The sequence below is a fragment of the Bradyrhizobium sp. MV1.5 genome (genome assembly GCF_055807615.1).
Map to the genome: position 1 here is coordinate 100299 of NZ_JBVVPL010000010.1, position 26069 is coordinate 126367.

General features: G+C 65.5%; 23 protein-coding genes. 12 read left to right on the forward strand and 11 right to left on the reverse strand.

The window, feature by feature from the left end; translation table 11 throughout:
* Positions 1-101 precede the first annotated feature (101 nt).
* Complete coding sequence (locus AC0L2J_RS12625) at positions 102-695, reverse strand: hypothetical protein (protein ID WP_007610565.1); 594 nt, start codon at positions 693-695, stop codon at positions 102-104.
* A gap of 329 nt (positions 696-1024) precedes the next feature.
* Here AC0L2J_RS12625 and AC0L2J_RS12630 point away from each other — a divergent pair, with 329 nt between their 5' ends.
* Positions 1025-2584, forward strand: coding sequence for a glycoside hydrolase family 17 protein (locus AC0L2J_RS12630; RefSeq protein ID WP_473390111.1), 1560 nt, complete (start codon positions 1025-1027; stop codon positions 2582-2584).
* On the opposite strand, the gene AC0L2J_RS12635 is transcribed toward AC0L2J_RS12630, so the two are convergent.
* Positions 2544-2924 carry a hypothetical protein gene (locus AC0L2J_RS12635; protein ID WP_473390114.1) on the reverse strand — a complete coding sequence of 127 codons (381 nt, stop codon included), beginning with the start codon at positions 2922-2924 and terminating at the stop codon, positions 2544-2546. The genes AC0L2J_RS12630 and AC0L2J_RS12635 overlap by 41 nt on opposite strands.
* Before the next feature lie 184 nt (positions 2925-3108).
* Between AC0L2J_RS12635 and AC0L2J_RS12640 the strand changes: the two genes are divergently transcribed.
* Positions 3109-3255, forward strand: coding sequence for a hypothetical protein (locus tag AC0L2J_RS12640; RefSeq protein ID WP_156527171.1), 147 nt, complete (start codon positions 3109-3111; stop codon positions 3253-3255).
* 24 nt (positions 3256-3279) lie between these two features.
* Here the strand turns inward: AC0L2J_RS12640 and AC0L2J_RS12645 are convergent, their stop codons facing one another.
* Complete coding sequence (locus AC0L2J_RS12645; RefSeq protein WP_473248997.1) at positions 3280-3435, reverse strand: hypothetical protein; 156 nt, start codon at positions 3433-3435, stop codon at positions 3280-3282.
* 113 nt (positions 3436-3548) lie between these two features.
* Positions 3549-4898 carry a hypothetical protein gene (locus AC0L2J_RS12650; protein ID WP_473390118.1) on the reverse strand — a complete coding sequence of 450 codons (1350 nt, stop codon included), beginning with the start codon at positions 4896-4898 and terminating at the stop codon, positions 3549-3551.
* Positions 4899-5071: 173 nt separating this feature from the next.
* On the opposite strand from AC0L2J_RS12650, the gene glmU reads away from it, so the two are divergent.
* Entirely contained in the window at positions 5072-6439 is a 1368-nt protein-coding gene (glmU, locus tag AC0L2J_RS12655) for a bifunctional UDP-N-acetylglucosamine diphosphorylase/glucosamine-1-phosphate N-acetyltransferase GlmU (protein WP_473390120.1), read from the forward strand.
* A gap of 6 nt (positions 6440-6445) precedes the next feature.
* Here the strand turns inward: glmU and AC0L2J_RS12660 are convergent, their stop codons facing one another.
* A complete protein-coding gene (locus AC0L2J_RS12660) occupies positions 6446-6664 on the reverse strand; it encodes a hypothetical protein (protein ID WP_063996287.1) in 219 nt (72 codons plus the stop codon).
* Between the two features lie 219 nt (positions 6665-6883).
* Between AC0L2J_RS12660 and glmS the strand changes: the two genes are divergently transcribed.
* From glmS to AC0L2J_RS12675, 3 genes are all read left to right on the forward strand, one after another.
* Positions 6884-8710 (forward strand): glutamine--fructose-6-phosphate transaminase (isomerizing), encoded by a 1827-nt coding sequence (gene glmS / locus AC0L2J_RS12665; RefSeq protein WP_473390123.1) that lies wholly within the window; start codon positions 6884-6886, stop codon positions 8708-8710.
* A gap of 89 nt (positions 8711-8799) precedes the next feature.
* The gene (locus AC0L2J_RS12670) at positions 8800-9573 is read left to right on the forward strand and encodes a DUF502 domain-containing protein (RefSeq protein ID WP_063996289.1); all 774 of its coding nucleotides are present in this window, start codon (positions 8800-8802) and stop codon (positions 9571-9573) included.
* Positions 9574-9676: 103 nt separating this feature from the next.
* Positions 9677-10534 carry an NAD(P)-dependent oxidoreductase gene (locus tag AC0L2J_RS12675; RefSeq protein ID WP_007610548.1) on the forward strand — a complete coding sequence of 286 codons (858 nt, stop codon included), beginning with the start codon at positions 9677-9679 and terminating at the stop codon, positions 10532-10534.
* 28 nt (positions 10535-10562) lie between these two features.
* Here AC0L2J_RS12675 and AC0L2J_RS12680 read toward each other — a convergent pair whose 3' ends face one another.
* On the reverse strand, positions 10563-11078 hold the full coding sequence (locus tag AC0L2J_RS12680; RefSeq protein WP_007610546.1) for a P-loop NTPase family protein: 516 nt from the start codon (positions 11076-11078) through the stop codon (positions 10563-10565).
* A gap of 103 nt (positions 11079-11181) precedes the next feature.
* On the opposite strand from AC0L2J_RS12680, the gene panE reads away from it, so the two are divergent.
* On the forward strand, positions 11182-12111 hold the full coding sequence (panE, locus tag AC0L2J_RS12685) for a 2-dehydropantoate 2-reductase (RefSeq protein ID WP_473390312.1): 930 nt from the start codon (positions 11182-11184) through the stop codon (positions 12109-12111).
* On the opposite strand, the gene recG is transcribed toward panE, so the two are convergent.
* Positions 12108-14216 (reverse strand): ATP-dependent DNA helicase RecG, encoded by a 2109-nt coding sequence (gene recG / locus AC0L2J_RS12690; RefSeq protein ID WP_473390128.1) that lies wholly within the window; start codon positions 14214-14216, stop codon positions 12108-12110. The genes panE and recG overlap by 4 nt on opposite strands.
* Positions 14217-14400: 184 nt before the next feature.
* Here recG and AC0L2J_RS12695 point away from each other — a divergent pair, with 184 nt between their 5' ends.
* The 3 genes from AC0L2J_RS12695 (at position 14401) to AC0L2J_RS12705 (ending at position 18653) form a co-directional block, all read left to right on the forward strand.
* The gene (locus tag AC0L2J_RS12695; protein WP_473390132.1) at positions 14401-14691 is read left to right on the forward strand and encodes an FAD assembly factor SdhE; all 291 of its coding nucleotides are present in this window, start codon (positions 14401-14403) and stop codon (positions 14689-14691) included.
* Positions 14688-18206, forward strand: a complete 3519-nt coding sequence (gene mfd / locus AC0L2J_RS12700) for a transcription-repair coupling factor (RefSeq protein ID WP_473390136.1) — start codon at positions 14688-14690, stop codon at positions 18204-18206. Before AC0L2J_RS12695 ends, mfd begins: the two co-directional genes overlap by 4 nt.
* Positions 18207-18443: 237 nt before the next feature.
* Entirely contained in the window at positions 18444-18653 is a 210-nt protein-coding gene (locus AC0L2J_RS12705) for a cold-shock protein (RefSeq protein ID WP_007610535.1), read from the forward strand.
* A gap of 196 nt (positions 18654-18849) precedes the next feature.
* Here AC0L2J_RS12705 and AC0L2J_RS12710 read toward each other — a convergent pair whose 3' ends face one another.
* The 3 genes from AC0L2J_RS12710 to AC0L2J_RS12720 all read right to left on the reverse strand — a co-directional run bounded on the left by AC0L2J_RS12710 (position 18850) and on the right by AC0L2J_RS12720 (position 23536).
* The gene (locus AC0L2J_RS12710; protein ID WP_473390140.1) at positions 18850-20076 is read right to left on the reverse strand and encodes a GGDEF domain-containing protein; all 1227 of its coding nucleotides are present in this window, start codon (positions 20074-20076) and stop codon (positions 18850-18852) included.
* 84 nt (positions 20077-20160) lie between these two features.
* On the reverse strand, positions 20161-21663 hold the full coding sequence (locus AC0L2J_RS12715) for an AMP-binding protein (RefSeq protein WP_473390144.1): 1503 nt from the start codon (positions 21661-21663) through the stop codon (positions 20161-20163).
* Positions 21664-21667: 4 nt separating this feature from the next.
* Positions 21668-23536, reverse strand: coding sequence for an extracellular solute-binding protein (locus tag AC0L2J_RS12720; protein ID WP_473390316.1), 1869 nt, complete (start codon positions 23534-23536; stop codon positions 21668-21670).
* Between the two features lie 259 nt (positions 23537-23795).
* Between AC0L2J_RS12720 and AC0L2J_RS12725 the strand changes: the two genes are divergently transcribed.
* Positions 23796-24596 carry an invasion associated locus B family protein gene (locus AC0L2J_RS12725; protein WP_007610528.1) on the forward strand — a complete coding sequence of 267 codons (801 nt, stop codon included), beginning with the start codon at positions 23796-23798 and terminating at the stop codon, positions 24594-24596.
* Between the two features lie 79 nt (positions 24597-24675).
* On the opposite strand, the gene hspQ is transcribed toward AC0L2J_RS12725, so the two are convergent.
* On the reverse strand, positions 24676-25008 hold the full coding sequence (gene hspQ / locus AC0L2J_RS12730; protein WP_007590865.1) for a heat shock protein HspQ: 333 nt from the start codon (positions 25006-25008) through the stop codon (positions 24676-24678).
* A 106-nt stretch (positions 25009-25114) separates the two neighbouring features.
* Here hspQ and AC0L2J_RS12735 point away from each other — a divergent pair, with 106 nt between their 5' ends.
* Complete coding sequence (locus AC0L2J_RS12735) at positions 25115-26068, forward strand: AEC family transporter (RefSeq protein WP_007610526.1); 954 nt, start codon at positions 25115-25117, stop codon at positions 26066-26068.
* Position 26069: the final 1 nt, after the last annotated feature.

A 26069-nucleotide genomic window follows, 5' to 3' on the forward strand; every position in this document is an offset into this window, starting at 1 on the left:
CGCCTCATGACCATATGAGGGCATGCACATTTCGAAATTCGCAGCAGTGCCAATTGCCTCTATCGCCGATCGTTCCTGAACGGAGGCTGAAACAATCGCGGCTATTTCGGGGGCGCCGGTGACGGGCTTGCCGCCGGCGAGGGGCTCGCGGCCGGCTGCGGCTGCGCATTGCCCGATGCCGGCGCGGCCGGCTGCGAGGCCGCGGCCGCGGCCTGCTGCGGCTGCGACGCCGGGTTGATCCAGCAAGCGTGCACACGGCTGTCCAGGGTCTCGGCGACCTTGGGATCGATCTGGCCGCCGAAGCGGGTCAGGCAGCGGAAGGCGGCCTGGATGTGGCCGCCGGGGCAGCCGAAGCGGTCGTAGAGGTCGAGATGACGGAATGCGGTATCGAGGTCATCCCGCCACATCAGCCGCACCACGCGCCGGCCGAGCCAGACGCATTCGGGGTTGCCTGCCGGGCCGCTGATGACCTGGGCTGCTTCGGCGAATTCGTCGGTGCGGCGCTGGTTCTGGGCGGCGTCCTTGGCGGCGGCGTCGGCAGGTTGGGCGGCTGCCTTGCTCTGGTCCGGAGCGGGCGCGCCGCTCTGGGCGGAGGCCGCGCCGATACCCATCAGGATGACAAGGGAAGAAACGGCCAAGGTGGCGGCGAACTGCCGCAGGACCGCATTTCGTAACTCGAACACCCGTTGCCGCATGAATTCCCCAATGTATCACTGACCGTCCGCGTCAGGACCTTCGCGGACGCGCCTGCGTGATGGCGTCCAAATGGGTCTCCAATGCGGCGGAAAAGTCCTCCCGAGTCCATGGCCTGAATCCGGAAATTTGTCCAGCAAAGTCACGATCCTAGGCCTCGGTCGAACGGCCGGAGGTAAATTCCTCAGGGGAGGGATGGATCCATAACGGAGTCACCCCCTTGGCAGACGGCGTGCTAGCAGGTAATCGACGGCCCTCGCGGAGGACGGAACCGATTTCTCTTCGTACGCCACTGGCGCTTCTGCTCGTTTCACTGGGTGCGATCGCTGCCGTGTGGTGGTGGCTTGCCACGCCGATCTCGCTTGCGCGCGCCCCGATCGATCCCGCCGACAAGGTCCAATGCGTCTCCTACGCGCCGTTCCGCGGCGAGCAGTCGCCGCTGAACGCATGGACCCATATCGAGGCCGACCAGATCGAGCAGGACCTGCGCCAGCTCAAGGAGATCACCGACTGCGTCCGCACCTATTCGATGGAGAACGGGCTCGACCAGGTGCCGGCGATCGCAGCCCGGATCGGCGGGCTGAAGGTGCTCCAGGGCATCTGGCTCTCCAGCAACCGCACCAAGAATTTCGAGCAGGCCGCGCTCGCCATTCGCCTTTCCAAGGATTTCCCCGGAATCATCACCAGCATCATCGTCGGCAACGAAGTGCTGCTGCGTGGCGAGATGACGACTGCGGACCTCGTCTCCATCATCCGCTCGGTGAAGGCGCAGGTCAGCGTGCCCGTCACCTATGCCGATGTTTGGGAGTACTGGCTCAGGAATCGCGAGATCTACGACGCCGTCGACTTCGTCACGATCCATATTCTGCCTTATTGGGAAGACAATCCGGTCAAGGCGAAGTTTGCCGCCTCCCATGTCGAACAGATCCGCGAGCGCATGGCGGTCGCGTTCCCCGGCAAGGAGATCCTGATCGGCGAAACCGGCTGGCCGAGCGAAGGGCGCATGCGCGAGGGCGCGCTGCCGTCGCGCACCAACCAGGCGCGCGTGGTCTCGGAGATCCTGAGTCTCGCGAAAGCGCAGAAATTCCGCGTCAATCTCATCGAGTCCTACGACCAGCCGTGGAAGCGCAAGCTGGAAGGCACCGTCGGCGGCTATTGGGGCCTCTATGACTCGGTGCGCCGTGGCCTGAAATATCCGCCGGGCCAGCCGATCAGCAATTTCCCGTACTGGAAATGGTACATGGGAGCCGGCATGGGCCTCTGCGTCCTGGTGTTCGCGGTGGCCGGCCTGACGTTGCGGCGCAGGCCCTGGACGCCGCGCTTCTCGGCCTGGCTCGGCGTGGCGATCTCGGCGACCTCGGCCGGCATCCTGCTCGGGATCGGCGCGGACAAGATGTACTACGAGAGCTACGGCATCGGCGGCTGGCTGCTGTGGGGCGCGCTGCTCGCGGCCGGTATCCTGTCGCCGATCTTCTGCGCGCAGGCGATGGTGATCGGCCGCAGCCTCCCGACCTTCCTCGATCTGCTCGGTCCGCGCGAGGGCCGGAAATGGTCGAAGCTCACCGCCGTGCTCGGCTTGACGCTGGCAGTGACGGCGGTCATCGCGGCGCAGGCCGCGCTCGGCTTCGTGTTCGACCCGCGCTACAAGGATTTCCCTTACGCCGCGCTGACGATGGCGGTGGTGCCGTTTGCGCTATTGATGCTGAACCGGCCGCAGATCGGCCAGCGTCCGATCGCGGAATCGGTCTTCGCCGGCGTGCTGGCGCTGTCGGCGACCTATGTGCTGTTCAACGAGGGCCGCGACAATTGGCAGTCGCTGTGGACCTGCGCGATCTATCTCTTGTTCGCGCTTACGCTGTGGCGGGCGCGGGCCGAGCAAATCCAAGAATGAGCAGGCCGATCGCCAGGCCCGACAGCACGACATTGTAGAGAACGATACCGAGGCCGGCCGCGATGATGCCGACGGTGAGCAGCACGATCGACGGCCGCATCAGGTTCAACGTCGCCACCACCAGCGCGACGATGCCAAACACCGAATTCTTGAACAGCACGGTCGAGACCGAGCGCGCCTTGCAGACCAGGGTCTGAAGCCCGGCCTCGCAGGCGAGACCGACCTGCGAGTTTTCGATTCCGAGGTAGCGCAGATAGAGCGCATAGCCGACGCTGGCGAAGCCGACGACGATCAGGAACTGCACCTGGTAGGGCGTGAGACGGAAGGGCTTTTTTGTCATGGCGGCAATATGGTCGGGAAGGCGCGGGCGGGCAACAGGGAAGACGAGTTTATGTCGATCGCGGCCCGTTGCGGGAGGAGCAAGGCGGCCGCGCTTTGCCCGAACTTGTCCAGGAACAGGCTGGGATCACGCAGGTTTTGAAACGGTGTGACCGCGCAACGCATGCTGCATACAAGGAGCGAGCATGGAAAAGCCAACCCAGGAGCAACTGGACGAACTCAAGAGGCTGAGCAAGGAAGCTCGGGTCGAGGATTGGTCGGAACTGGTCCAGTCGAGGGATGAAGCTGAGAACCGCATTCGCGACCTGAAGGAAAAAGCGCGCATCGAGTAGGTGATTGCGTGCGCCGATGAGCCATCAAGGACGATTTTGCACCACCCGGTTCTGGTCCCTCAGCCGACGTTCGTATTTTTCGGCCAAGGCCAGTAATCGCCTCTTGATATAGGGGTCGGCCTGTTCGGCCAATTCGCGGATGAGCGCGAGGTGCTCGCGCAAAAACGTCTCGTCCGCCATCTCCGCTCCGAATCATGTTCGTCGCGGATACTGCCGTTTTGTGTCGGGAGAGTTCGTATCGTTTGATACGTCGGCCCGAGACGGTCTTCCCCGCCGCAGGGCGGATGCCGCGTCTACCTTCTGAAGAACGACGACAGCGTCGATCCCGCCGACGCCGTCTCCGGCTTGGCCGGCGCTGCGGGTTGCGCCGCAGGAGCAGGCGCCGGCTCCTCGCGCTTCGACGAGCGTTTTGAGGAAGAGCTGCGGCGATGCTTGTCAGGCTTGGCGGCGGGCGCGGGTGCCGGAGCGGTCTCGGCTTGCGGCACCGAGTCCTGGTTCTTGTCGGAGTTCTTCTCTTGAACTCGATCCTGACTCTTCTCTTGTTTTTCCTGGCCGCCGCGCATTGACAGCCGCTGGCCGTCGAACACGGTGGTCTCGCAGTGGCGGTCGTTCTCGGCGAGGCCGGCGCAGAGTTTTGCTGCAGCCGCTGCGTTGATCAGCGGGCCGGCACCGAGGCGGAGCTGCATGCCGAGGCCGGTGTTGCCTTCCTTGATCATGATGATCGGCCGCAGCGCTGCGATCTCGGGATTGGATTTGGTCACCCCGCGCCACAGCGCGCGCAGGCCATCGAGCGAGTTGGCGCCACCGAGATCAATCGCAAAGCGCGTCTGCTGGACCGCGATCGCGGGAGCCTCGCTTTCAGCGGCCTCCGGCGGCTTGGCTTGTGCCGCAGCGACTTCGACCGGGGCAGGCGCCGGATCTGGCTTCTTCTCGGTCGCCTTCTCAGCGGTCTTCTCAGTGGACTCGGGCTGAACCAGTTTCGGGGCGGCCGGATCGGGCGGCGCCATGATCGATTTGGATGGGACCAGCGGAAGCATCGGCAGTGCCGAATTCGTCGCCGGCAACTGCGCGACGAGCGAGGCCGCGGCCGCGCTTTGTGGCGACGGGCTCGGCGGCTCCTTTGCGGCCTCGGCGCGCGGCTTGTCGTTGGCCGGAGCCGGCGTCGAGGCGACCGGCGCGATGCCGGGCGCCGGCGGCCCGATCAAAGCCGGCGCGTCCTGAGGTTTCGCAACGGACGCCTGCGGCGGCGTTGTCGTCTGCTTGGCGATCGCGCCGGTGACGGAATCGAGCCCTTGCTCGAGCACGGTGACGCGCGAATAGAGCCGGTCGCGATCGGTGTTCAGCGTCTCGATGGCGGAGGCGAGGCGTCGGGCCTCGTTCTGGCTCTCCTTGCTCAGCATCTGGAGCCGGTCGGCCTGGCGCGCGAGATCGGCGGACGCAACCTGATCGCGCCGCCAGCCGAGCTGGGCCTGATTGGCGAACACGGCAAGCACCACGGCGCCGACGGCCGCCACGCCCCATGACCCCAGCCGCCACATCATGCCGCGATCGAACGAACTCTCCTCGGCCACAAGTCCGGAGAACAGCCCGCCGGTCTCCTTGGCGCCGAAGGCATCCGCCAGTGGGTCGGAATCCTTTGCCATGAACGTTAAGTGCCCAACCCCTGTCCGGCTTCCCCGAATCAATCAGGGAACATTAACAGGAAAAGCGTGTCGCACTTGAACTCCGGGCGTTTGCGGGGGTAGCAAGGCGATAGCTCATGAGGGCGGCCGTCGCCCGCTGGCGCCACTTGATTCGGCCGATTGACAGGATTTCGATGACCGCCCGTTCCAGCCTCACGATCGTGCTCGCCGCCGGCGAAGGCACGCGTATGCGCTCACACATGCCGAAAGTGCTGCATCCGGTGGCGCACCAGAGCCTGCTCGCCCACGTACTCGCCGCGGCGCCCAAGGGAACCGGCACCTCGCTCGCGGTCGTGATCGGACCCGACCATCAGGCGGTGGCGGACGAAGCAAAGCGCATCCGCCCCGACGCGCTCACCTTCGTGCAACAGGACCGGCTCGGCACCGCGCATGCGGTGCTGGCGGCGCGTGATGCCATTGCGCGGGGCGTGGACGATTTGCTGATTGCGTTCGGCGACACGCCGCTGATCTCGGCCGAGACCTTTGCGCGGCTGCGCGCGCCGCTGGCCAAAGGCGCCGCGATTGCGGCGCTCGGCTTCCGCGCCGCCGATCCCACCGGCTATGGCCGCTTCATCGTCGAGAGCGACCGCCTGGTCGCGATCCGCGAGCAGGCCGATGCCAGCGCCGAGGAGCGCAGGATCGACCTGTGCAATGCCGGGGTCATGGCGATCGACGGCCGCCGCGCGCTCGCGATCCTCGAGAAGATCGGCAATGCGAATTCCAAGGGCGAATATTATCTGACCGACGCCGTCGGCGTTATCAGCGAACAAGGATGGGATGCCGTGGTGATCGAAACCAGCGAGGACGAAGTGCGCGGCATCAACACCAAGGCGCAGCTAGCCGAGGCCGAAAGCGTGATGCAGGCGCGGTTGCGGAAAGCGGCGATGGAGTCCGGCGTCACGCTGATCGCGCCCGAAACCGTCTATCTCGCCGCGGATACCGTGTTCGGCAAGGACGTGACGATCGAGCCCTTCGTGGTGATCGGCCCCGGCGTTTCGATCGGCGACGGCACGGTGGTGCATTCCTTCTCGCATATCGTCGAGACCAGGCTCGGCAAGAAGGTCTCCATCGGCCCCTATGCGCGGCTGCGGCCCGGCACTTCGCTCGGCGACGGCGCGCGCATCGGCAATTTCGTGGAGACCAAGGCCGCGACGCTGGAGGGCGGCGTCAAGGTCAACCATCTCTCCTACATTGGCGATGCCACAATCGGCGCCAATTCCAACATCGGCGCCGGCACCATCACCTGCAACTACGACGGCTTCAAGAAGCACAAGACGATCATCGGGCAGGGCGCCTTCGTCGGCACCAACTCCTCGCTGGTCGCGCCGGTGACCATCGGCAACGGCGCCTATATCGGCTCGGGCTCGGTGATCACGCGCGACGTGCCTGATGATGCCATGGCGCTGGAGCGTAGCCCGCAGACCATCCGCGACGGTGGCGCGGCGCGCTATCGCGAGATGAAGACAAGTGGCAAGAAGCTTGAAAAGAAGCCGGCGAAATGAGCGCCGCTATTCGTCGTCGGCGAATTCGGAGAAGATCGCGCGCGTCAGGCGCCAGCCGCGCGCCTTGGCACGCTTGGCCGGCTCGCCGGCGGCGTGCTTGATGAAGACGGGCTTGCTTTCCTTGCCGCGCTGGGGCGGCGGCCAATGCGCAAGGTGCGTGCCGGTGGTCTCGCTGGCGCTCACCGACATCGATGACAGACCTTTGCGGTTGGATGAGCCTTTCATGGCCTCTCTCCTTGGTACGCAAGGGTTGGCCAAATTCGTTGACAACAAGTTAATGCGCGCGGTTTAAGGCTCAGCCAGTTCGACGCAGGCGAGGCGCGTTGCCGTCGGTGCTGTCTCAATCAGCAATAATTATTGAGTATCTGGTTCCTTAGGAACTTCGCTAAAAACCGAGCGCGTCGTTTAGGCGATTTTTCGACGATTTGGGGGATATTGATCCGCATGTGCGGGATTGTCGGCATTCTCGGGCGCGAACCGGTTGCAGAGCAATTGGTGGATTCGCTCAAACGTCTTGAATATCGCGGCTATGATTCCGCGGGCGTCGCCACGCTTGAAGGCAAGCATCTCGAGCGCCGCCGCGCCGAGGGCAAGCTGAAGAATCTGGAGAAGCGGCTGGAAGCCGAGCCGCTCAAGGGCACGACCGGAATCGGTCACACCCGTTGGGCCACCCACGGCAAGCCGACCGTGAACAATGCGCACCCGCACGCGACCGAGCGTGTCGCCGTCGTTCACAACGGCATCATCGAGAATTTCCGCGAGCTGCGCGAGGAACTCGAGACGAAAGGCACGGTGTTCCACACCCAGACCGACACCGAGATCGTGCTGCATCTCGTCGACGATCTGCTCACGCGCGGCAACAAGCCGGTGGAAGCGGTGAAATTGACATTGGCGCGTCTGCGCGGCGCGTTCGCGCTCGGCTTCATCTTCGCCGGCGAGGACGATTTGATGATCGGCGCCCGCAATGGTCCGCCGCTCGCGATCGGCTATGGTGACGGCGAGATGTATCTCGGCTCCGACGCCATCGCGCTCGGGCCGTTCACCGACACGATCAGCTATCTCGAGGACGGCGACTGGGTCGTGCTGACCCATACGAGCGCTTCGATCTTCGACAAGGACGGGCATGCCGTCCAGCGCGAGAAGACCAAGCACGCCGCCTCGACCTCGCTGGTCGACAAGGCCAATTACCGCCACTTCATGGCCAAGGAGATCCACGAGCAGCCGGAAGTGGTCGGCCACACGCTGGCACGCTATGTCGACATGGCGACAGAGCGGGTCTCGCTGCCGGTCAAGCTGCCGTTCGACTTCAAGAATATCCAGCGCATCAACATCACGGCCTGCGGCACCGCGAGCTACGCCGGGTTCGTCGCAAAATACTGGTTCGAGCGTTTCGCGCGCGTGCCGGTCGAGGTCGATGTCGCCTCCGAATTCCGCTACCGCGAGGCGCCCTTGCGCAAGGGTGATCTCGCCATCTTCATCTCGCAGTCGGGCGAGACCGCCGACACCCTGGCCGCGCTGCGCTACGCCAAGGCCCAGGGTGTGCACACGGTGGCCGTCGTCAACGTGCCGACCTCGACGATCGCGCGCGAGAGCGAGACCGTGCTGCCAACGCTGGCCGGCCCCGAGATCGGCGTCGCCTCGACCAAGGCCTTCACCTGCCAGCTCATGGTGCTGGCAAATCTTGCGATCGCGGCCGGCAAGGCCCGTGGCGAACTGTCCGACGAGGACGAGACCAAGCTCGTCCACGGGCTCGTCGAGATCCCGCGTTTGATGTCGGATGCGCTCACCACCGAACTCCAGATCGAAAAGCTGGCGCGCGAGATCGCGAAATCGCGCGACGTGCTCTATCTCGGCCGCGGCACCAGCTTTCCGCTCGCGCTCGAAGGCGCGTTGAAGCTGAAGGAGATCTCCTACATCCACGCCGAGGGCTATGCCGCCGGCGAGCTCAAGCACGGCCCGATCGCGCTGATCGACGAGACCATGCCCGTCGTCGTCATCGCGCCCTACGACCGGGTGTTCGAAAAGACCGTCTCCAACATGCAGGAGGTTGCCGCCCGCGGCGGCAAGATCATCCTGATGACCGACGCCAAAGGCGCGGCGGAGGCAACCGTCGAGTCCCTCGTCACCATCGTCATGCCTGACATGGCGGCGGCGTTCACGCCGATGGTCTATGCCGTCCCCGTTCAGCTGCTCGCCTATCATACGGCGGTCATCATGGGGACCGACGTCGACCAGCCGCGCAATCTCGCGAAATCCGTGACGGTGGAATAGGCGGAAGGGTTGAGAGCGGAACGCTTCGTGGTCTTCCAAAACCTGCTAGAAGACCCTAGCTTGAACGAAGCGACCGACCTGGAACCCGAATGACCCCCCGTGACGATGCGCCTGCGCCTCTTGATCCCATGCCGGAGCCGCATACCGGCCTGATAGGCCGCTTCCGCAATTATTTTCTCACCGGTCTCGTGGTGACGGGACCGGTTGCGATCACCTTTTATCTGGTCTGGTGGTTCGTCACCTGGGTTGATGGCGTGGTGCGGCCGTTCGTGCCGCTGGCCTATCGGCCTGAAACCTACATGCCGTACGTCATCCCCGGCTGGGGACTGATCGTCGCATTCTTCACGCTGACTCTGGTCGGCTTCCTCGCGGCCAATTTGATCGGCCGGACGCTGGTCGATGTCGGCGAGACCTTCCTCGGCCGCATCCCGGCGGTGCGCGCCATCTACCGCGGCCTGAAGCAGGTGTTCGAGACTCTGTTCTCGGGCAAGGGCTCGAGCTTCCGCAAAGTCGGTCTGGTCGAGTTTCCCTCGCCGGGCATGTGGTCGATCGTGCTGATCTCGCAATCGCCGAACGAGGACGTCTCCCGCAGCCTGCCGGGTCAGGAGGAGCACGTCTCGGTGTTCCTGCCGTGTTCGCCGAACCCGACGACCGGCTTCTTCTTCTACGTGCCCAAGAGCAAGATCGTCGAGGTCGACATGAGCACCGAGGACGCCGCGACGCTGATCATGTCGGCCGGCGTGGTGCAGCCGGGTTCGGCGCCCGACCCGAAGAAGGCGGCGGCGCTGGCGGGCATGGCGAATGCCGCGCGTATTGCCAACGCCTCGGCTGCGCTGCAGCCCCAGCCTGCGAAGGTGGAGTAGGGCCATTCCTCTGCGGGATGGCCGCCGGTCACGCGAGCGTCCCGTCCTCTGCTAGTCTCCGGTGAACCGAGCGCGTTGCTCGGACTTCGATCTGGAGTGCACGATGTCCAAAACCATTGCGATCCTCGCGCCCGGTGCCATGGGCAGTGCCGTGGCCCGCCGTCTCGGCGAGCACGGTGCGCGCGTGCTGACGTCGTTGAAAGGACGGAGCGAGGCGACGCGCAAACGCGCGGCGGATGCCGGCATGATCGGCGCCGAGGACGACGCGATCGCGGACGCCGACATCATCCTCTCGATCGTGCCGCCGGGCGAAGCCGTGGCGCTCGCCGAGCGGCTTGCCGGGCTGATCGTCCGGCGCGAGAAGAAGCCGGTCGTGGTCGATTGCAATGCCGTCAACGTCGATACCGTGATGAGGATCGAGGAGATCATCGGCTCGGCACAGGCGCGGTTCGTCGATGCCGGCATCATCGGGTTCCCGCCCCAGCCCGGCGGCAAGAGCCCGGCCTTCTACATGTCCGGCGAGCACGCCAAGGACGTCGCCCTGCTGAAGGATTTCGGGCTCGACGTGCGGATCGTCGAAGGGCCGGTCGGTGCCGCGTCCGCGCTCAAAATGTCCTATGCCGGGATCGTCAAGGGTCTCGTCGGGATCGGCTCGGCGATGGTGGTCGCGGCAACGAAAGCGGGGGCTGCGGATGCGCTGCGCGACGAACTCGCACTCAGCCAGCCCGCGGTTCTGGCCCGGCTCGAAGTCGCGCTGCCGGACATGATTCCGAAAGCCTATCGCTGGGTTGCGGAGATGCGGGAGATTTCCGGCTTTCTCGGCCCCGATCATCCAGCCAGCCAGGTTTACGAAGGCTTTGCGCGTTGGTTCGAGCATCTCGCTGACGACGCGAAAGGCGAGGCGGCGGATACCGACCTGATGAAGGCATTCGCCGCGCGTATCGCGCAGAAGAAATCCTGATCGTCCGGTCTCACGTCGCGGCCATCGATCATGTGCCGTGCACCGACTCCAGAAAACCCTGGATGTCCCGATCGCGTCTCAAGCGCACGACCGGGACGTCAGCACCATACTGCACGCGCTCGGCCTCGATGACAGGCGCGCGCTCGGCGTCGTAGCGCCATGCTTCCCGCATCAATGTCCAGTCGAACTGTTCGGGGCACCCCTCCGGGAGGTCAGGCCGGGTCTTGTCGCGATCGAGGGCGGAGCGCAGGAGAATGCGCCACTGGCAGAGCCAGCGCGGGCGGTCGATGACGACCAGAGTATCGGCGCGCGCCAGCGTGAGATCGAAGGCAAGCCCCGAGAAGCTGCCGTCGACAACCCATGCGTCGCCCCCGATCGCATCAGCAACACGTGTCCGGAAGCTCGGTTTGTCGGACGGCTTCCAGCCCGGCTGCCAGTAGAGCACGTCGAGATGCACCACCGGCAGCCCGAGCTTTTGCCCGAGATTCCGGGAGAGGTTCGTCTTTCCGCTGCCCTGACAGCCCACGACGATGATCCGGCGCATCGCCGCAAGGTTTCACGAAACCCGCCGAGGCGAAAGATTGGATTTCAACTTGCCGTTCCAGGTGCGGAATGGCTGAATGGCCGCGTTTGACATGGGAGTTCGAATGAGAGTGCTCGTCATCGGCGCGGGAGCGCTTGGAGGTTATTACGGAGCGCGCCTGGTCCGAGCCGGCGGCGACGTGACCTTTCTGGTGCGGACCGGGCGTGCGGAGCAATTGCGGCGGAATGGATTGCAGGTCGTGAGCCCGCACGGCGATTTCGCCGTGCAGCCGAAGGTCATCCTGGCCAACGATCTCAAGGAAACCTTCGACGTCGTGCTCGTCGGGGTGAAATCCTACTCGCTCGACGAGGCGATGGCCCAGTTTGCCCCGGCGGTTGGTGCCCAAACGATGATTTTGCCGATCCTCAACGGGTTGAAACATGTCGACGCCCTGACTGCGCGGTTCGGCGCTGCTCAGGTTCTCGGCGGGCTCGCGAACGTCAGTGCCGGGCTCGATGCGGACGGCCGTGTCGTTCAGTTCATGGCCAATCAGACCATCGTGTTCGGCGAGATCGAGGGTTCGTTGAGCGAGCGTGTGCTTGCGCTGGAGACACTGCTGCACGTGCCCGGTATCGACGTGCGCGCCAGCGAAGCGATCATGCAGGACATGTGGGAGAAATTCGTCCAGCTCTCGACGCTCGCCGGCATCACCTGCCTGATGCGTGCAAGCATCGGAGACATTCTGGCCGTGCCGAACGGCGAGCAATCCATCTTCCGCCTGTTCGCCGAATGCTGCGCCGTCGCGACGGCCTCGGGTTTCGAGCCGCGAGCGCCTTTCATCGAGTTTGACCGGAAGCTGTTCACGACCCTGGACTCCCCGCTCAAGGCCTCGATGCTGCGTGACATCGAGCGCGGCTCGATTACCGAGGCAGAGCACATCCTCGGCGATATGGCCAACCGGGCCCGTGCACTTGATATCGACACGCCCTTGCTGGATCTCGCCCGGGCGCATGTGGCGGCTTATGAGATTGGGCGGCAGAGAGAGGCCAGCTAACCCGCCCCGATCAGCGGGATCGCCTCATCCCGCTCGTAGAGATACAGCAGGCACCGCAGCGCCTCGCCGCGCTCGCCCTTGAGCTTTGGATCGTCCTTGAGGATGCGCAGCGCCTCGTCGCGGGCCTGGGTGATGAGCTGGCCGTGCACCTCCGAGCGGGCGATGCGGTAGCCAGGCAGGCCGCTCTGGCGCACACCGAGCACATCGCCTTCGCCGCGCAGCTTCAGATCTTCCTCGGCGATGCGAAAACCGTCGGTGGTCTCGCGGATCACCTTCAGCCGCGCCTTCGACATCTCGCCGAGCGGCTCGGAGTAGAGCAGCAGACAGGTCGAGGCCTCCGAGCCGCGCCCGATGCGGCCGCGCAATTGGTGAAGCTGGGCGAGGCCAAAGCGTTCGGCGTTCTCGATCACCATGATGGTCGCCGCCGGCACGTCGACACCGACCTCGACGACGGTGGTCGCGACCAGCAGGCCGATCTCGTGGGCGGCGAACTGGCCCATCACGCGGTCCTTCTCGGTGCCCTTCATCTGGCCGTGGACGAGGCCGACGCGCTCGCCGAAACGCTTTTGCAGGCTTTCGAAGCGCTTGGTCGCATTGGTGAGGTGCTCGGTACCCTCGGCCTCCGATTCCTCGACCAGCGGGCAGATCCAGTAGACCAGCTTGCCGGATTCGAGCGCGCGGCCGATGCTGTCGGTAACCTCGCCGAGGCGGCTCATCGAGATGGTGCGGGTTTCGATCGGCTGGCGGCCGGCGGGCTTCTCCCTGAGCTCGCTGATGTCCATGTCGCCGAAATAAGTCAGCACCAGCGTGCGCGGGATCGGCGTTGCGCTCAGCACCAGCACGTCGACTGCCTCGCCCTTTGACGTCAGCGCCAGCCGCTCGCGCACACCAAAACGATGCTGTTCGTCGACGACGGCGAGGGCGAGATCGCTAAAGATCACGTCGTCCTGGATCAGCGCATGGGTGCCGACGAGGAGGTCGATCTCGCCGGCTTCGAGGTGTGCCAAGAGTTCCCGCCGCTCCTTGCCCTTTTCGCGGCCGGTGAGGATCGCGACGCGCATGCCCGCGCGCTCGGCGAGCGGCGTGATGGTCTTGATGTGCTGACGGGCCAGAATTTCGGTCGGCGCCATTAGCGCCGCCTGCTTGCCGACCTCGGTGACGGCGGCGGCGGCGAGCAGCGCCACCACGGTCTTGCCGGAGCCGACGTCGCCCTGGAGCAGGCGCAGCATGCGCACGGGTTGTTGCAGATCATTGGCGATAGCGGCCGCGGCGTCGCGCTGGGAGGACGTCAGCGCATAGGGCAGGGCATCGATGATCTTGTTGCGGAGCTGCCCGTCGCCGGCGTTGCGCACCCCGGCCGGGCGCCGCAATTGCGCGCGAATCAGGGCAAGCGCAAGTTGCCCGGCCAGGAGTTCGTCGAAGGCGAGGCGCGACCAGAACGGCTGGTCGGGCAGAATGTCGGTGAGCTCGACCGGCTGATGCACGCGGGTGAGCGCCTCGGTGATCGGCGGGAAGCTGCAGCGGCGCAGCACCTCCGGGCTGATCCATTCCGGCAGCGCCGGCAGCTTCTGCAGCGCCTGCGCGACCGCGCGGCGCAGCGAGCCGAGTGCAAGGCCTTCGGTCAAGGGATAGACCGGATCGATGCCGGAGAGTTTTGAAATCGCCTCCTCGTCCAGCACCCGGTCGGGATGCACGATCTGCGGAATGCCGTCGTACATCTGCAGCGTGCCGGAGACGAAGCGCTTCTCCCCAATTGGCAGCAGCTTTTCGACATAGCCGGGCTTGGCGCGGAAGAACGTCAGCACGACGTCGCCGGTATCGTCGCTGGCGTAGACGAGGTAGGGCGCGCGCGCATTGCGCGGCGGGGGCGGGCGGTGGCGGTCGACGGTGACCTCCAGCGTCACCATGGTTCCTTGCACGGCGTCGCGGACCTTCGGCCGTGCCCGGCGGTCGATGACCTGGCTCGGCAAATGCAGCAACAGATCGACCAGCCGCGGCGTCTCATTGCGGCTCAGCAGATATTGCAGCAGCTTGTCCTGCTTCGGACCGACGCCGGGCAGGCTGGTCACGGGGGCAAACAGCGGATTGAGCAGGCTGGGGCGCATCAGGCGAACCTAGGATCGTTTTCGCTCGTCATGCCCGGCTTTGTGCCCGGCATCCACGTGTTTTTTCGTGCCCCTGCGGCGGCAGCAGGCCATGACAAATCGAGGGCTGACAGGGCCCGCCCGAGTGGCTATATCACCCCGGCCCGGCACGTCCGGGCTTTTGGCGTTTGACTGGAATTGAGACATGACGGGAACGACACGTTCGAGCAACGGGCTGGACGACCGCCGCAAGCGGCTTCTGTTCCGCTGCTGGCACCGCGGCACGCGCGAGATGGACCTGATCCTCGGTCGCTTCGCGGATGCCGAGATCGGCAATCTGTCCGAAGACGAGCTGACGCAGCTCGAGACCCTGCTCGAAGAGGCTGATCCCGACCTCTATGCCGCCATCACCGGCGACAAGGTGCTTGCCGCCGAAATGATCGGCCCGCTGTTTGCGCGCATCAAAGCGTTTCCGATCGCGGACCGCGACGTATGAAGCAGGGGATGAAATCGCCGGCCGAGCTGCTCACGCCCGGCCGCGCGCTGACGCTTGCCAATGTCGCCGAGGGTGCCGAGGGTCTCGTCGTCTCCGATCTCGCGCGCGCCATCGCGGCGCGGCCGAAGAAGCCGGCCGTCAGCCTCGCGGTGGTCTGCCGCGACGGGCCGCGGATGCAGCAGCTCGAACGCGCCCTGCAATTCTTCGCGCCCGATTTGCCCGTGCTGACCTTCCCGGCCTGGGACTGCCAACCCTATGACCGCGTCTCGCCCCATGGCGGCGTCCTCGCGCAGCGCCTGACGACGCTGGCGCGCCTTGCGTCACTGACCGGCAGCGACAAGCCGCTGATCGTGCTGACCACGGTGAACGCCGTCGTCCAGCGCGTGCCGGCGCGCGAGCTCGTCGCGGCGCAGGCGCTGTCGGTCGCGCCGGGCAACGTCGTGCCGATGGACACCATCATCGCCTGGCTCGAGCACAACGGCTACAACCGCTCCTCGACCGTGCGCGAGCCCGGCGAATATGCCGTGCGCGGCGGCATTCTGGACCTGTTTCCGGCCGGCCTCGACCAGCCCGTCCGTTTCGATTTCTTCGGCGACAGCCTGGAATCGATCCGCACCTTCGATGCCGAGACCCAGCGCACGCTGCTCGACATGCGCGCGCTCGATCTCGTGCCGATCTCCGAATTCCAGCTCGTCACCGACACCATCCGCCGCTTTCGCATGGGCTATGTCGCCGAGTTCGGCGCGCCCGAGCGCGACGATGCGCTCTACGAGGCCGTCAGCGAGGGCCGCCGTCATCCGGGCATGGAACATTGGCTGCCGTTGTTCCAGGACCGGATGGACACGCTGTTCGACTATCTGCAAGGAGCTTGCGTCGCGATCGAGCCGCAGGCCGAGGATGCGATCCGCGAGCGCTTCAAGCAGATCCTCGATTATTACCAGGCGCGCCGCGATGCCATGGAGCATCCGGGCGGCGGCGCCATCTACAAGCCGCTGCCGCCTGACCGGCTCTATCTGACCGAGGAGGAGTGGAGCAAGCGCGAGAGCGGGATGCCGCTGGTGCGGCTGACGCAGTTTTCGGTTCCGGCTGATGGAGTGACGGTCGTCGATGCCGGGGCACGCAAAGGCCGCGACTTCGCGCCGGAACGCAACGACAGCAAGGTCAACGTCTTCGAAGCCGTCGTCGCACATGTGCACGGGCTGCTGACAAGCCGCAAGAAGGTGGTCATCGCGCTCTGGACGGAAGGCTCGCGCGACCGCATGACCTCGATGTTGCGCGATCACAAGCTCACGCCCGTGACCAGCGTCAACAGCTGGCGCACGGTGCAGGCGACCCCGCGCAACGAAACCATGCTGGCCGTGCTCGGCCTCGAAAGCGGTTTCGAGACCGACGAGATCGCGCTCATCAGCGAGCAGGACATTCTTGGCGATCGCCTGGTCCGGCCGCGCAAGGCGAGCCGCAAGCTCGACAATTTCATCTCGGAGGTGACGAGCCTCGCCGCCGGCGACATCGTCGTCCATGTCGATCACGGCATCGGCCGCTTCATCGGCTTGCAGACGCTCGACGTCGCCGGCGCGCCACATGACTGCCTCGAGCTGCATTATGCCGCCGAGACCAAGCTGTTCCTGCCGGTCGAGAACATCGAGCTGCTGTCGCGCTATGGCTCCGACCAGACCTCGGTCGAACTCGATCGTCTCGGCGGCTCGGGCTGGCAGACGCGCAAGGCCAAGCTCAAGAACCGCATCCGCGAGATCGCGGGCGAGCTGATCAAGATCGCCGCCGAGCGCCACCTGCACGAGGCGCCAAAGCTGCCGGTGCAGCCGGGCCTCTACGACGAGTTCTGCGCGCGCTTCCCCTATGACGAGACCGAGGATCAGCTTGGCGCGATCGAGTCCACGCTGAAGGACCTCGAGCTCGGCCGTCCCATGGACCGGCTGATCTGCGGCGACGTCGGCTTCGGCAAGACCGAGGTGGCCTTGCGCGCCGCCTTCGCGGTCGCGCTGGAAGGCAAGCAGGTCGCGGTCGTGGTGCCGACCACGCTGCTCGCCCGTCAGCACTACAAGACGTTCACCGAGCGTTTCAAGGGTTTCCCGGTGCAGGTGGCGCAGGCCTCGCGGCTGGTCCCGGCCAAGCAGCTCAATCTGGTCAAGAAGGGCCTCACCGACGGCGCGGTCGATATCGTCGTCGGCACCCACGCGCTGCTCAGCAAGTCGATCAAGTTCCGCGATCTCGGGCTGCTGATCGTCGACGAGGAGCAGCATTTCGGCGTCACCCACAAGGAGCGGCTGAAGCAGCTCCGCGCCGAGGTGCACGTGCTGACGCTGTCGGCGACGCCGATCCCGCGCACGCTTCAATTGGCGCTCACCGGCGTGCGCGAGCTCTCGATCATCGCATCGCCCCCGGTCGACCGCCTCGCGGTCCGCACCTTCGTCGCCCCGCACGATCCGCTGATGATCCGCGAGGCGCTGCTGCGCGAGCGCTATCGCGGCGGCCAGGCGTTCTACGTGGTGCCGCGTATCGACGACCTCGCCGAGGTCAAGGACTTCCTCGACAAGAACGTGCCGGAGATGAAGGTCGCGGTCGCGCACGGGCAGATGCCGCCCGCCGTGATCGAGGACATCATGACCGCGTTCTACGACGGCAAGTTCGACATCCTGCTGTCGACCACGATCGTGGAATCCGGCCTCGACATCCCCAACGCCAACACGCTGATCGTGCATCGCGCCGACATGTTCGGCCTCGCCCAACTCTATCAGCTCCGTGGCCGCGTCGGCCGTTCCAAGCTGCGGGCCTATGCGCTGTTCACGCTGCCGGCGCAGCAGAAGATCACGGCGCAGGCCGAGCGCCGGCTCACGGTGCTGCAATCGCTGGAGACGCTGGGCGCAGGCTTCCAGCTCGCCTCGCACGACCTCGATATCCGCGGCGCCGGCAACATCCTGGGCGAGCAGCAGTCCGGCCATATCAAGGAGGTCGGCTTCGAGCTCTACCAGTCGATGCTGGAGGAGGCGATCGTCAACCTCAAGGCTGGCGTGTCGGAGCCCGCCGCCGATCGCTGGTCGCCGACCATCACGATCGGCATGCCCGTGCTCATACCGGAGGACTATGTCGGCGATCTCTCGGTGCGGCTGTCACTCTACCGGCGGCTCGCCGACCTCGACAGCGAGGAGGAGATCGAGAACTTCGGCGCCGAGATGCGCGATCGTTTCGGCGTGCTGCCGGACGAGGTGCGCTATCTGTTCAAGGTCGCCGCGATCAAGGCGTTCTGCCGGCAGGCCAATGTCGGCAAGATCGACGCCGGCCCGAAGGGCGCCGTCATCGCCTTCCGCGACAATTCCTTTGCTCACCCCGATCGCCTGGTGAGCTTCATCCGCAGCCACGGCCAGGCCGCGAAGGTGCGGCCCGACATGAAGGTGGTGTTCCTGCAGGACTGGGAGACGCCGGAAGAGCGTCTCGCCGGCACCACCGAGATCATGCGCCAGCTGGCGCAGCTCGCGCAGAGCAAGAAGGCGGCGTAGAAGTTTCCGGAGGCGGCGCGTCGTTTCGCGCCGCATCCGGATCCCCGAACAGCGACATATGATCACTTGCGGAATGATCGAACAGTTGCTACGTTCAGTCTATCGAGTTTCGGCCGAACGACTTGGCCTCGCCGCTGAAAAGCGCGCCTGACTGACGACCCTCCCTCCAGATCTCGACGACACACGCCGCGCTTCTGAGCGCGGCTAAACGTTTATCTATCTTAAAGGACGATCCCCATGACGACGGGAACTGTGAAGTGGTTTAACAGCCAAAAGGGCTTCGGATTCATTCAACCGGACGAGGGCAGCCAGGATGTCTTCGTTCATATCAGCGCCGTTGAACGCGCCGGCATGAATACCCTCAACGAAGGGCAGAAGGTTTCCTTCGAAATCGTTGCAGATCGCCGGACCGGCAAGTCTGCTGCTGAAGATCTGCGCGCCGCATAGGCTGCCGCAATCTCAATGACGTTGCTTTGACCACGGATGTACTGGCAGAGCTTCGGATCTTTGGACCCGCGACCGTTTATCGGCCGCGGGTTTTTTGCGCCGGCTGTCGCCCGCCGCGAATGAGAATGCGAACGGTCACGCAACGATTCCATATATGAGCAGTCGAGCTCCGACGGCAGCGGGCGCTGGCGGATGACTACGACGCCGCCCGCGACGCGTCGGCCGACAGCCGTCCCAGCAGCGACCTTGCCGTATCCGACGGCGACAGCGAATCCACCGAGACGACGGGATCGCTGCGCATCTCGTGCTTGCCGTTCGACGTGTGCCGCATCACCGCGGAGAGACGGCGGGCGATCATGTGGGCGGTGCGGAAGTCGGTCTCGGCGAACACGACGATGACCGAGCCGTCCTTCTGCGCCACGCCAAAATCCATCTGCCGCATCAGGCGGCTGAGAATGCGGGCGGCATCGAGCTGGGCGCGGGAATTGCCGGGGTCGAAGGCGAAGCGCGCGACCGAGAGGCCGCCGCCGCGGGCCAGCGTCTGCTCGACCGTCTTGGCAAAATCGCGCGCAAAAGCTTCCGCCGTGAGCAGGCCGCTGCGCGGATCGAGCCAGCCGCCGGCATCAATCGAGCGCAGCGTGCGGCTCAGCTGGGCTTCCATGGCGTGCTGGCGGATCAGGGGCAGCGCGTTGGCGGCGACCTTCGTCGGCTCGCCCGGGATCAGCTCGAGATTGGGCAGGTCGTAGGTCTGCGTCAACTGATGCGCAGTGACGATCACGGGCAGGCTGCGGAAGCGGGTGTCCTCGGCGAGCACCGTGAGGAAGGCATCGGTCACGCGGGGGGTAAAACCTTCGGCGAGCACGACGCCGTCGAGATCGCGGGTGTTGAGATGCTTGGCCGCCGCCTCGATCGAGAGCGCCCCGATGACGCCGACGCGCTCGCCGAGCGCAACGGAAAGCGCGGGGTAAGCCGCGCCGCGACCGATCAGAAGCACCGTGGCATCGCGAACGGGATCGGCCTCCGGCAGCGCGACTTTCACCTCGGGCAGCCGGCGCAGCACCGTGGCATGGAGCGTGCGAATCCGTAGTGCGGCGCGAAGCCGCGCGATCAGGCGTTCGGAATGGCCGGCGCGCGAGGAAGAGAAGGGCAGGGCGTTGTGAGGGAGCGCGCCCGCCGCATCCAGCGCCACGAAGGGGAGGTAAGGCGATTGCTCCGCGATCTTCTTGGCGAGCGGCGCCAGATGCGGCTCGTGCCCGGTGTGCATCGCGGCGAGAACCGCGGCCGGCTGTACCTCTTCGACCGCGCGCACCGCGCCGGCCCAGCTGGTGTCGATCACGGGGAAGAATCGCGCCTCGTCCAGCGCCGCAATGAAGGCCGGCCGCTCGGCATTGGACACAAACAGGATCGGGCCGGCCTGGGACATCGAGAGACTCTGATCACGCGACAGGTGCCGCGCAATCTAGTCCGGCCGCCTTAATGCAGCGTCAATGGAACCGTCGAACTACGCTTAGACCGGCCCGGAACGGTCGCGAAAAGCCTCGACCATCAGGGGGTTAAGCCCGAGTTCGCTGAGCGCTTCGCGGGCGCGGGCATTGTCCTGGGCCCGGCCCGCGAGCCGGTGACCGGAGAGCCGGTCGGGCAGCGCGGTCAGCAGGGCGCCCTGGCCGAGCCGGCGCGCCCATTCCTGGAGGTCGTTGGAGAGGAAGCGGTAGCCGCCGACGGCCATGATCCCGGAGGGCGGCGCGGTAATGCAGATCGCGCCGCTGGGGCGGTCGAGCCGTGCGGCATAGCCGGTGTCGACATAGTCGCGTGGCGGCTGCGCGATCAGGCTGTCGCCGACCGGCGGCGGAGGGGCGTAGGCCGCGATCGGCACCATCGGGCCGCGCAGCCCGAGCGTGCCCTTCGGTGTCAGCAGAATCTCGCCGGCGATCGACGAACCCGACTGCTCGCGCGGCGCGCCGTGCGGTCCCGGCATCACCGGCACCGGCATGCCGTCCTCGCCACGCCGGGCGCCGAACAATCCGGCCTCGCCGAACAGATAGACGTCAGTGAACGGCGCGTGCGGCGCGATCCATGCCTCGCTCGCCGCCACCTGCTCGGGGGCACGCCACAGGCCGATGACGTTGCGCAAGGTCGGCATCCGCGCCGCCAGTTCGGAATCGCCGAGCCGCTGGGCGAACTGTGCCGGTGCGATCAGCACGTCGCATTCGTGCGCGTTGACCTGCTGCTCCAGCACGTCGTTCTCGAACGGATGATGCAGCGCCAGCGTGCCGCCGCACAGCAGCCACACCGCGAGCGAGGAGGCGAGCCCTGCGAACGACATCGGCGTGAACGCCGCCATCACGGTCGCGCCCTGCCTGATGTCGGCTTCCAGCGACATCGCGAGCCCCCCGGCGATCAGGCTGAAATGCGGCCGCGGCACCGGACGAAAGCCTTCCGCGGTGACGTCGAAGGAGATCATCGCCGCCTTGCGACCATCCTGAATCACGGCGCGCGCGGTGCCGGGCGGACGGGCCTGCACGTCGTCGAGCGAGGCCATGCCTTCGGGCAGGTTGGTGCCGAAGCCGCAGACATGGCGGATCGAGAAGGCCTCCGCGGCCGCGTGCATGGCGAGATCGGCATAGCTGACGCTGTCGACCGTGCTCATGGTGACGATGGCGCGCGCCGCGGTGCGGTTGAGAGCGGCGGTCAGTTCGGCATGGCGCCAGAGCAGCGGCAGCACGGCGACGACGAGGCCGGCGCGATGGGCGGCGAGAACGGTGAGCACGAACTCGACCGTATTCGGCAGCTGGATGGCGATGACGGAATTGGCCGGCAGGCCCGATTCGACGAAATAGGCGGACAGCGCCTCGATGGCCGTGTCAGCCTCGGCATAGCTCATCCGCCGCGGCTGGTGCCCGGTCACGCGGAACTTGTTCAGGGGGTCGAGCAGAGCGGTCGCGTGCGGCTGCCGCATCAGCGTGCGCTGAAACAGCGTGTCGAGCGTCGGCGATACGGCTGGCTGGTTCACGGCGTCACTTTGCTTGATGAGCTTCCGGCTGCCCCTTCGACCACCAGGTCTCCGGCAAATAGCCGGACAGCGAGGTGGCCTCTGGCCGTTCTATCCGATTCCAGCGCGCGATCCATTGCTCGGATACGTTAAACAGGGGGATTGTATAGAAACCGGAGATCAAAGCGCGATCGAGCGCCCGTACCGCGGATACGAAATCCGTATGTTCACGGGCTTCCAGCAGTGCGGCAATCATCGCATCGACCGCGGGATCCCTGGCCCCCATGTAGTTGCGGGTGCCCGGATTGTCGGCGGCAGCGCTCCCCCAGTAGAAATATTGCTCGTTGCCGGGCGACAGCGACTGGTCCCAGCGGTTCTGGATCATGTCGAATTCGTAGGCGAGCCGGCGCTGGTCGAACTGCACAGGGTCGACCGATCGTACGCTGGGCTCGATGCCGGCGCGCCTGAGGTCGCGCTGGAAGGCAAGCGCGACGCGTTCCTGGTCGCGGGTCGTGACCAGGATCTCGAAGGTGAAGGGCGCCTTGGTCGCGCGATTGCGCAGCACGGTTCCGTCGAGATCGTAGCCGGCCTCCGATAACAGCTTCAGCGCCGCGCGCAGCGTGGTCCGGTCGCGCCCAGAGCCGTCGGTTACCGGCAGGCGGTAGCTGCCGTCCAGGATGTCAGGCGGGATCTGCGCGGCGAACGGCTTGAGCAACTCGCGCTCGCGAGCATCCGCAGGCTTGCCATACGCTGACAGGTCCGAGCCGGCAAAATAGCCGGCGACGCGCGAGTAGAGGTTGAAGAAGTAGTTGCGGTTGACCAACTCGAAATCGAACAGCAGCGTCAGCGCCTGGCGCACGCGGATGTCGGCGAAGATGGGACGCCTCGTGTTGAACACCAGAAATTCGGAAGGTTGCGGCACGCCCGGCTTGAAGGTGTCGCGGATCACGTCGCCATTCTTCGCCGCGGGGAAGTCATAGCCGTCGTGCCAGCGCAGCGGCTCGTGCTCGATGCGGAAATCATACAGGCCGCGCTTGAAAGCTTCGAACTGGCCGTTGGCCTCGCGAAAATAGTCGAGCCTGATCTCGTCGAAATTGTAGAGCCCGCGATTGATGGGCAGGTCACGGCCCCAATAGTCGGGATTGCGGGTGAGCGTCACGCTGGCACCGGGCCTCACCGCGGTGGCGCGGTAGGGGCCGGAGCCGACCGGGGCCGTCAGCGTCGTCTCCTCGAAAGCCGCGACGTCGACGGCGTGTTTCGGCAGGATCGGCATCAGGCCGAGGATCAGCGGCAGTTCGCGGTCATTGGCTCCCGCAAGGTCGAAGCGGACGGTGAGGGGATCCTGCGCCTCGGCGCTTGCGACCTTGCTGTAATATTGCCGGTGGTTGGGGCGGCCGTGGTCGCGCAGCAACTGCCAGGAGAACAGCACGTCCTCGGCGCGGACCGGCTTGCCGTCGGAGAAGCGGGCGCGGGGATCGATGTGGAACGCGACAAAGCTGCGCGCGTCATCGGTCTCGACCGATCTGGCGAGCAGGCCGTAGAGCGTGAACGGCTCGTCATTGCCGCGCGCGAGCAGACTCTCGACCACGTAGTTCCGCATCTGCTGCACGGCCAGTCCCTTGACGATGAAGGGATTGAGGCTGTCGAACGTGCCGAGAACGCCCCAGGTCAGCCGGCCGCCCTTGGGGGCGTCAGGGTTGACGTAAGGCATATGGGTGAAATCGGCAGGCATCGCCGGCTTGCCGTGCATGGCGATGGCGTGGGCTGCCTCGGCCCCTGCGCCGCTGGCCGGGAGCCCCAAGGCGAACGGGAGCCCCAAGGCGAAAGCCAGGATACGGAGGCGGACGCAAAGACCTTCAGGACGGCCCTCGAGAAGGCGCTGGAACATGAACATCTGCACACGTTGATTCGAGGACCGCAGGCCTGAATCCTATCACAGGGATTTTCCCCGGGGCGTACGCCAGCGCGCGGCCAAAGACGCTTGTCGGCATTGATCTTTTCGTCGGCCACGTTAAGAAGGCGGGCAATCGCGCACGAGCGCCGAGCCGTCACTTATCCGCCTCATTTGACGGGGAGAGAGCCGCGCCCAACGTGGCCAGGCTCGGTGCGTCGAAGCGGTTCGGGCGCTTCCCGTTCAGAAAGGGTTTTCCGCAATGAATTTCCGTTACTTGGCCGCGTCCGTCCGGCCGCGCGGGCGACTTCTCGCCCTGTTGACGGCGACGGCGTTGGCCGTCCCGTTTGCCGCCGAGGCCCAGGCTCCCGCTCCGGGTGCGCCCGCGCCCAAGGCGGCCCCGAAGGCCGCTCCGAAGGCCGCCCCAAAGGCGCCGGCCCCGGCCGCTCAGGCACCCGCCCAGCCGGCTCCCGCCCAAGGCGCTCCGGCGCAGCAGGGCGCGGCCCAGCCGGCCGATCAGCAGATCCAGCTGATCTACGCCCCCTGGACCAAGTTCTGCCTCAAGGGCCAGGACGCCAATGCCAAGCAGGTCTGCTTCACCGGCAAGGACGGTCGTATCGAGTCGGGCCAGCCGGTCATTGCGGCCGTCATCATCGAGCCGGAAGGCGAGCCGAAGAAGATCCTGCGCGTGACGCTGCCGCTCGGCATGCAGCTGGTGCACGGTACCCGCATCATCGTGGACAACAATCCGCCGTTGCAGAGCCCGTATGTGATCTGCTTCCAGAACGGCTGCATGTCCGACTACGAGGCCACGCCCGAGTTCATCAACAACATGAAGAAGGGCCAGAACCTCGTTGTTCAGGCGATCAATGCCAACGGCGCACCGCTGACCTTGCCGCTGCCGCTCGCCGGCGAATTCCAGAAGGCCTATGACGGTCCGCCGACGGATCCGAAGGTGTTCGAGGAAACCCAGAAGAAGCTTCAGGAAGAGCTTCAGAAGAAGGCTGACGAGCAGCGCAAGAAGCTCGAGCAGCAGGGCACGCCGCCCGCCGGCCAGAAGTAATCGGGGCCCGATCCCGGACATGAAAAAGGCGCTCGGTTTCGAGCGCCTTTTTTGCTGGCCAGTTGATGGCTGCGAAAACTCAGTTCAGCGACGGATTCCGAGGGCGATAGCCGCCGGTCTTGTCCTTGACGAAGATCTCGGCGACCTGGGAATGCCGGACGGGCTCGCCGGAATCGTCCGGCACGAGATTCTGCTCGGAGACATAGGCGACGTATTCCGATTCCGAGTTCTCCGCGAGCAGGTGATAGAACGGCTGGTCCTTGTGGGGCCGCACCTCCTCCGGGATCGACAGCCACCACTCCTCGGTGTTGTTGAATTCCGGATCGATGTCGAAGATCACGCCCCGGAACGAGAAGATCCGGTGGCGCACGACCTGTCCGATCTGGAATTTGGCGGTCCGCGCTTTAATCATTCCCCGTCGATAGACCAGGATTGTGGCCGATGCTAGTGCCCTGATCTGGAATTAACCCGCGGTTGCGGGGCAGATAACCCCCCAATCTTCAGAAAACGCTTCATCAATGGTCGATATCCTCAATCTGGCTCTACCTTATTTCGGCTTGATCTTCGTTGGATTCGCCTGTGGCAAGGTCAAATCCCTGCCGGAATCGGGCCTCGCCTGGATGAACTTCTTCCTGCTCTATGTGTCGCTGCCGGCGCTGCTGTTTGCGATCATGTCGAAGACGCCGTTCTCGGAATTGAACAACCCGCCATTCCTGGTCGCGACCACGCTGTCGACCGTTGCGGCGTTCACACTCGCGCTGGTCGTCGGCAAGGTTCTCGGCGGGCTGACGCTGCGCGAGGCGACGCTCGCCGGGCTCTCCGGCGGCTACGGCAATATCGGCTACATGGGACCTGGGCTGGCGCTTGCCGTGCTCGGGCCGAAGGCCTCGGCGCCGACCGCGCTGATCTTCTGCTGCGACAGCATCTTCCTGTTCACGATCGTGCCGCTGCTGATCGAGCTTTCCGACCGCGATCATCCCTCGATCGTGCATGCCTTCGGCGTCGTGCTGAAGCAGATTGTGCTCAACCCGCTGATCATGTCGGCCTGTTTCGGTGCGGCCTTCGCATCGCTGCATGTCGAGATGCCGGTCGCGCTCGATCGCACCATCACGTTCCTCCAGAACGCAGCCGCCCCGACCGCGCTGTTCGTGCTCGGCGTGACCGTGGCGCTCCGTCCGTTCGATCGGGTCCCGTGGGAGGTGCCGGGCGTGATCGCGATCAAGCTCCTGGTCCATCCGCTCGCAGCGTTCGGCCTGATGCTGGCGTTCGGCCCGTTCGCGCAGCCCTGGGCCGCGACCGCCGTGCTGATGGCTTCGCTGCCGCCGGCGCTGAACGTGTTCGTCATCGCCCGGCAGAACGACGCCTGGATCGAGTCCGCCTCCGTCGCGGTGTTGCTCGGGACGTTTGCGTCCGTGGTTACGCTGACCAGCGTGATGTGGGCGATCCAGACTGGCCGGTTGGCGTTTCCCTGAG

Coding starts and splice junctions, on each gene's coding strand:
- AC0L2J_RS12670 (WP_063996289.1), top strand. CDS start 8,800: ATGACCCCCCGTGACGATGCGCCTGCGCCTCTTGATCCCATGCCGGAG.
- AC0L2J_RS12720 (WP_473390316.1), bottom strand. CDS start 23,536: ATGTTCATGTTCCAGCGCCTTCTCGAGGGCCGTCCTGAAGGTCTTTGC.
- recG (WP_473390128.1), bottom strand. CDS start 14,216: ATGCGCCCCAGCCTGCTCAATCCGCTGTTTGCCCCCGTGACCAGCCTG.
- AC0L2J_RS12695 (WP_473390132.1), top strand. CDS start 14,401: ATGACGGGAACGACACGTTCGAGCAACGGGCTGGACGACCGCCGCAAG.
- AC0L2J_RS12725 (WP_007610528.1), top strand. CDS start 23,796: ATGAATTTCCGTTACTTGGCCGCGTCCGTCCGGCCGCGCGGGCGACTT.
- mfd (WP_473390136.1), top strand. CDS start 14,688: ATGAAGCAGGGGATGAAATCGCCGGCCGAGCTGCTCACGCCCGGCCGC.
- panE (WP_473390312.1), top strand. CDS start 11,182: ATGAGAGTGCTCGTCATCGGCGCGGGAGCGCTTGGAGGTTATTACGGA.
- AC0L2J_RS12710 (WP_473390140.1), bottom strand. CDS start 20,076: ATGTCCCAGGCCGGCCCGATCCTGTTTGTGTCCAATGCCGAGCGGCCG.
- AC0L2J_RS12660 (WP_063996287.1), bottom strand. CDS start 6,664: ATGAAAGGCTCATCCAACCGCAAAGGTCTGTCATCGATGTCGGTGAGC.
- AC0L2J_RS12645 (WP_473248997.1), bottom strand. CDS start 3,435: ATGGCGGACGAGACGTTTTTGCGCGAGCACCTCGCGCTCATCCGCGAA.
- glmS (WP_473390123.1), top strand. CDS start 6,884: ATGTGCGGGATTGTCGGCATTCTCGGGCGCGAACCGGTTGCAGAGCAA.
- AC0L2J_RS12635 (WP_473390114.1), bottom strand. CDS start 2,924: ATGACAAAAAAGCCCTTCCGTCTCACGCCCTACCAGGTGCAGTTCCTG.
- hspQ (WP_007590865.1), bottom strand. CDS start 25,008: ATGATTAAAGCGCGGACCGCCAAATTCCAGATCGGACAGGTCGTGCGC.
- AC0L2J_RS12735 (WP_007610526.1), top strand. CDS start 25,115: ATGGTCGATATCCTCAATCTGGCTCTACCTTATTTCGGCTTGATCTTC.
- AC0L2J_RS12705 (WP_007610535.1), top strand. CDS start 18,444: ATGACGACGGGAACTGTGAAGTGGTTTAACAGCCAAAAGGGCTTCGGA.
- AC0L2J_RS12650 (WP_473390118.1), bottom strand. CDS start 4,898: ATGGCAAAGGATTCCGACCCACTGGCGGATGCCTTCGGCGCCAAGGAG.
- AC0L2J_RS12680 (WP_007610546.1), bottom strand. CDS start 11,078: ATGCGCCGGATCATCGTCGTGGGCTGTCAGGGCAGCGGAAAGACGAAC.
- AC0L2J_RS12640 (WP_156527171.1), top strand. CDS start 3,109: ATGGAAAAGCCAACCCAGGAGCAACTGGACGAACTCAAGAGGCTGAGC.
- AC0L2J_RS12675 (WP_007610548.1), top strand. CDS start 9,677: ATGTCCAAAACCATTGCGATCCTCGCGCCCGGTGCCATGGGCAGTGCC.
- AC0L2J_RS12625 (WP_007610565.1), bottom strand. CDS start 695: ATGCGGCAACGGGTGTTCGAGTTACGAAATGCGGTCCTGCGGCAGTTC.
- glmU (WP_473390120.1), top strand. CDS start 5,072: ATGACCGCCCGTTCCAGCCTCACGATCGTGCTCGCCGCCGGCGAAGGC.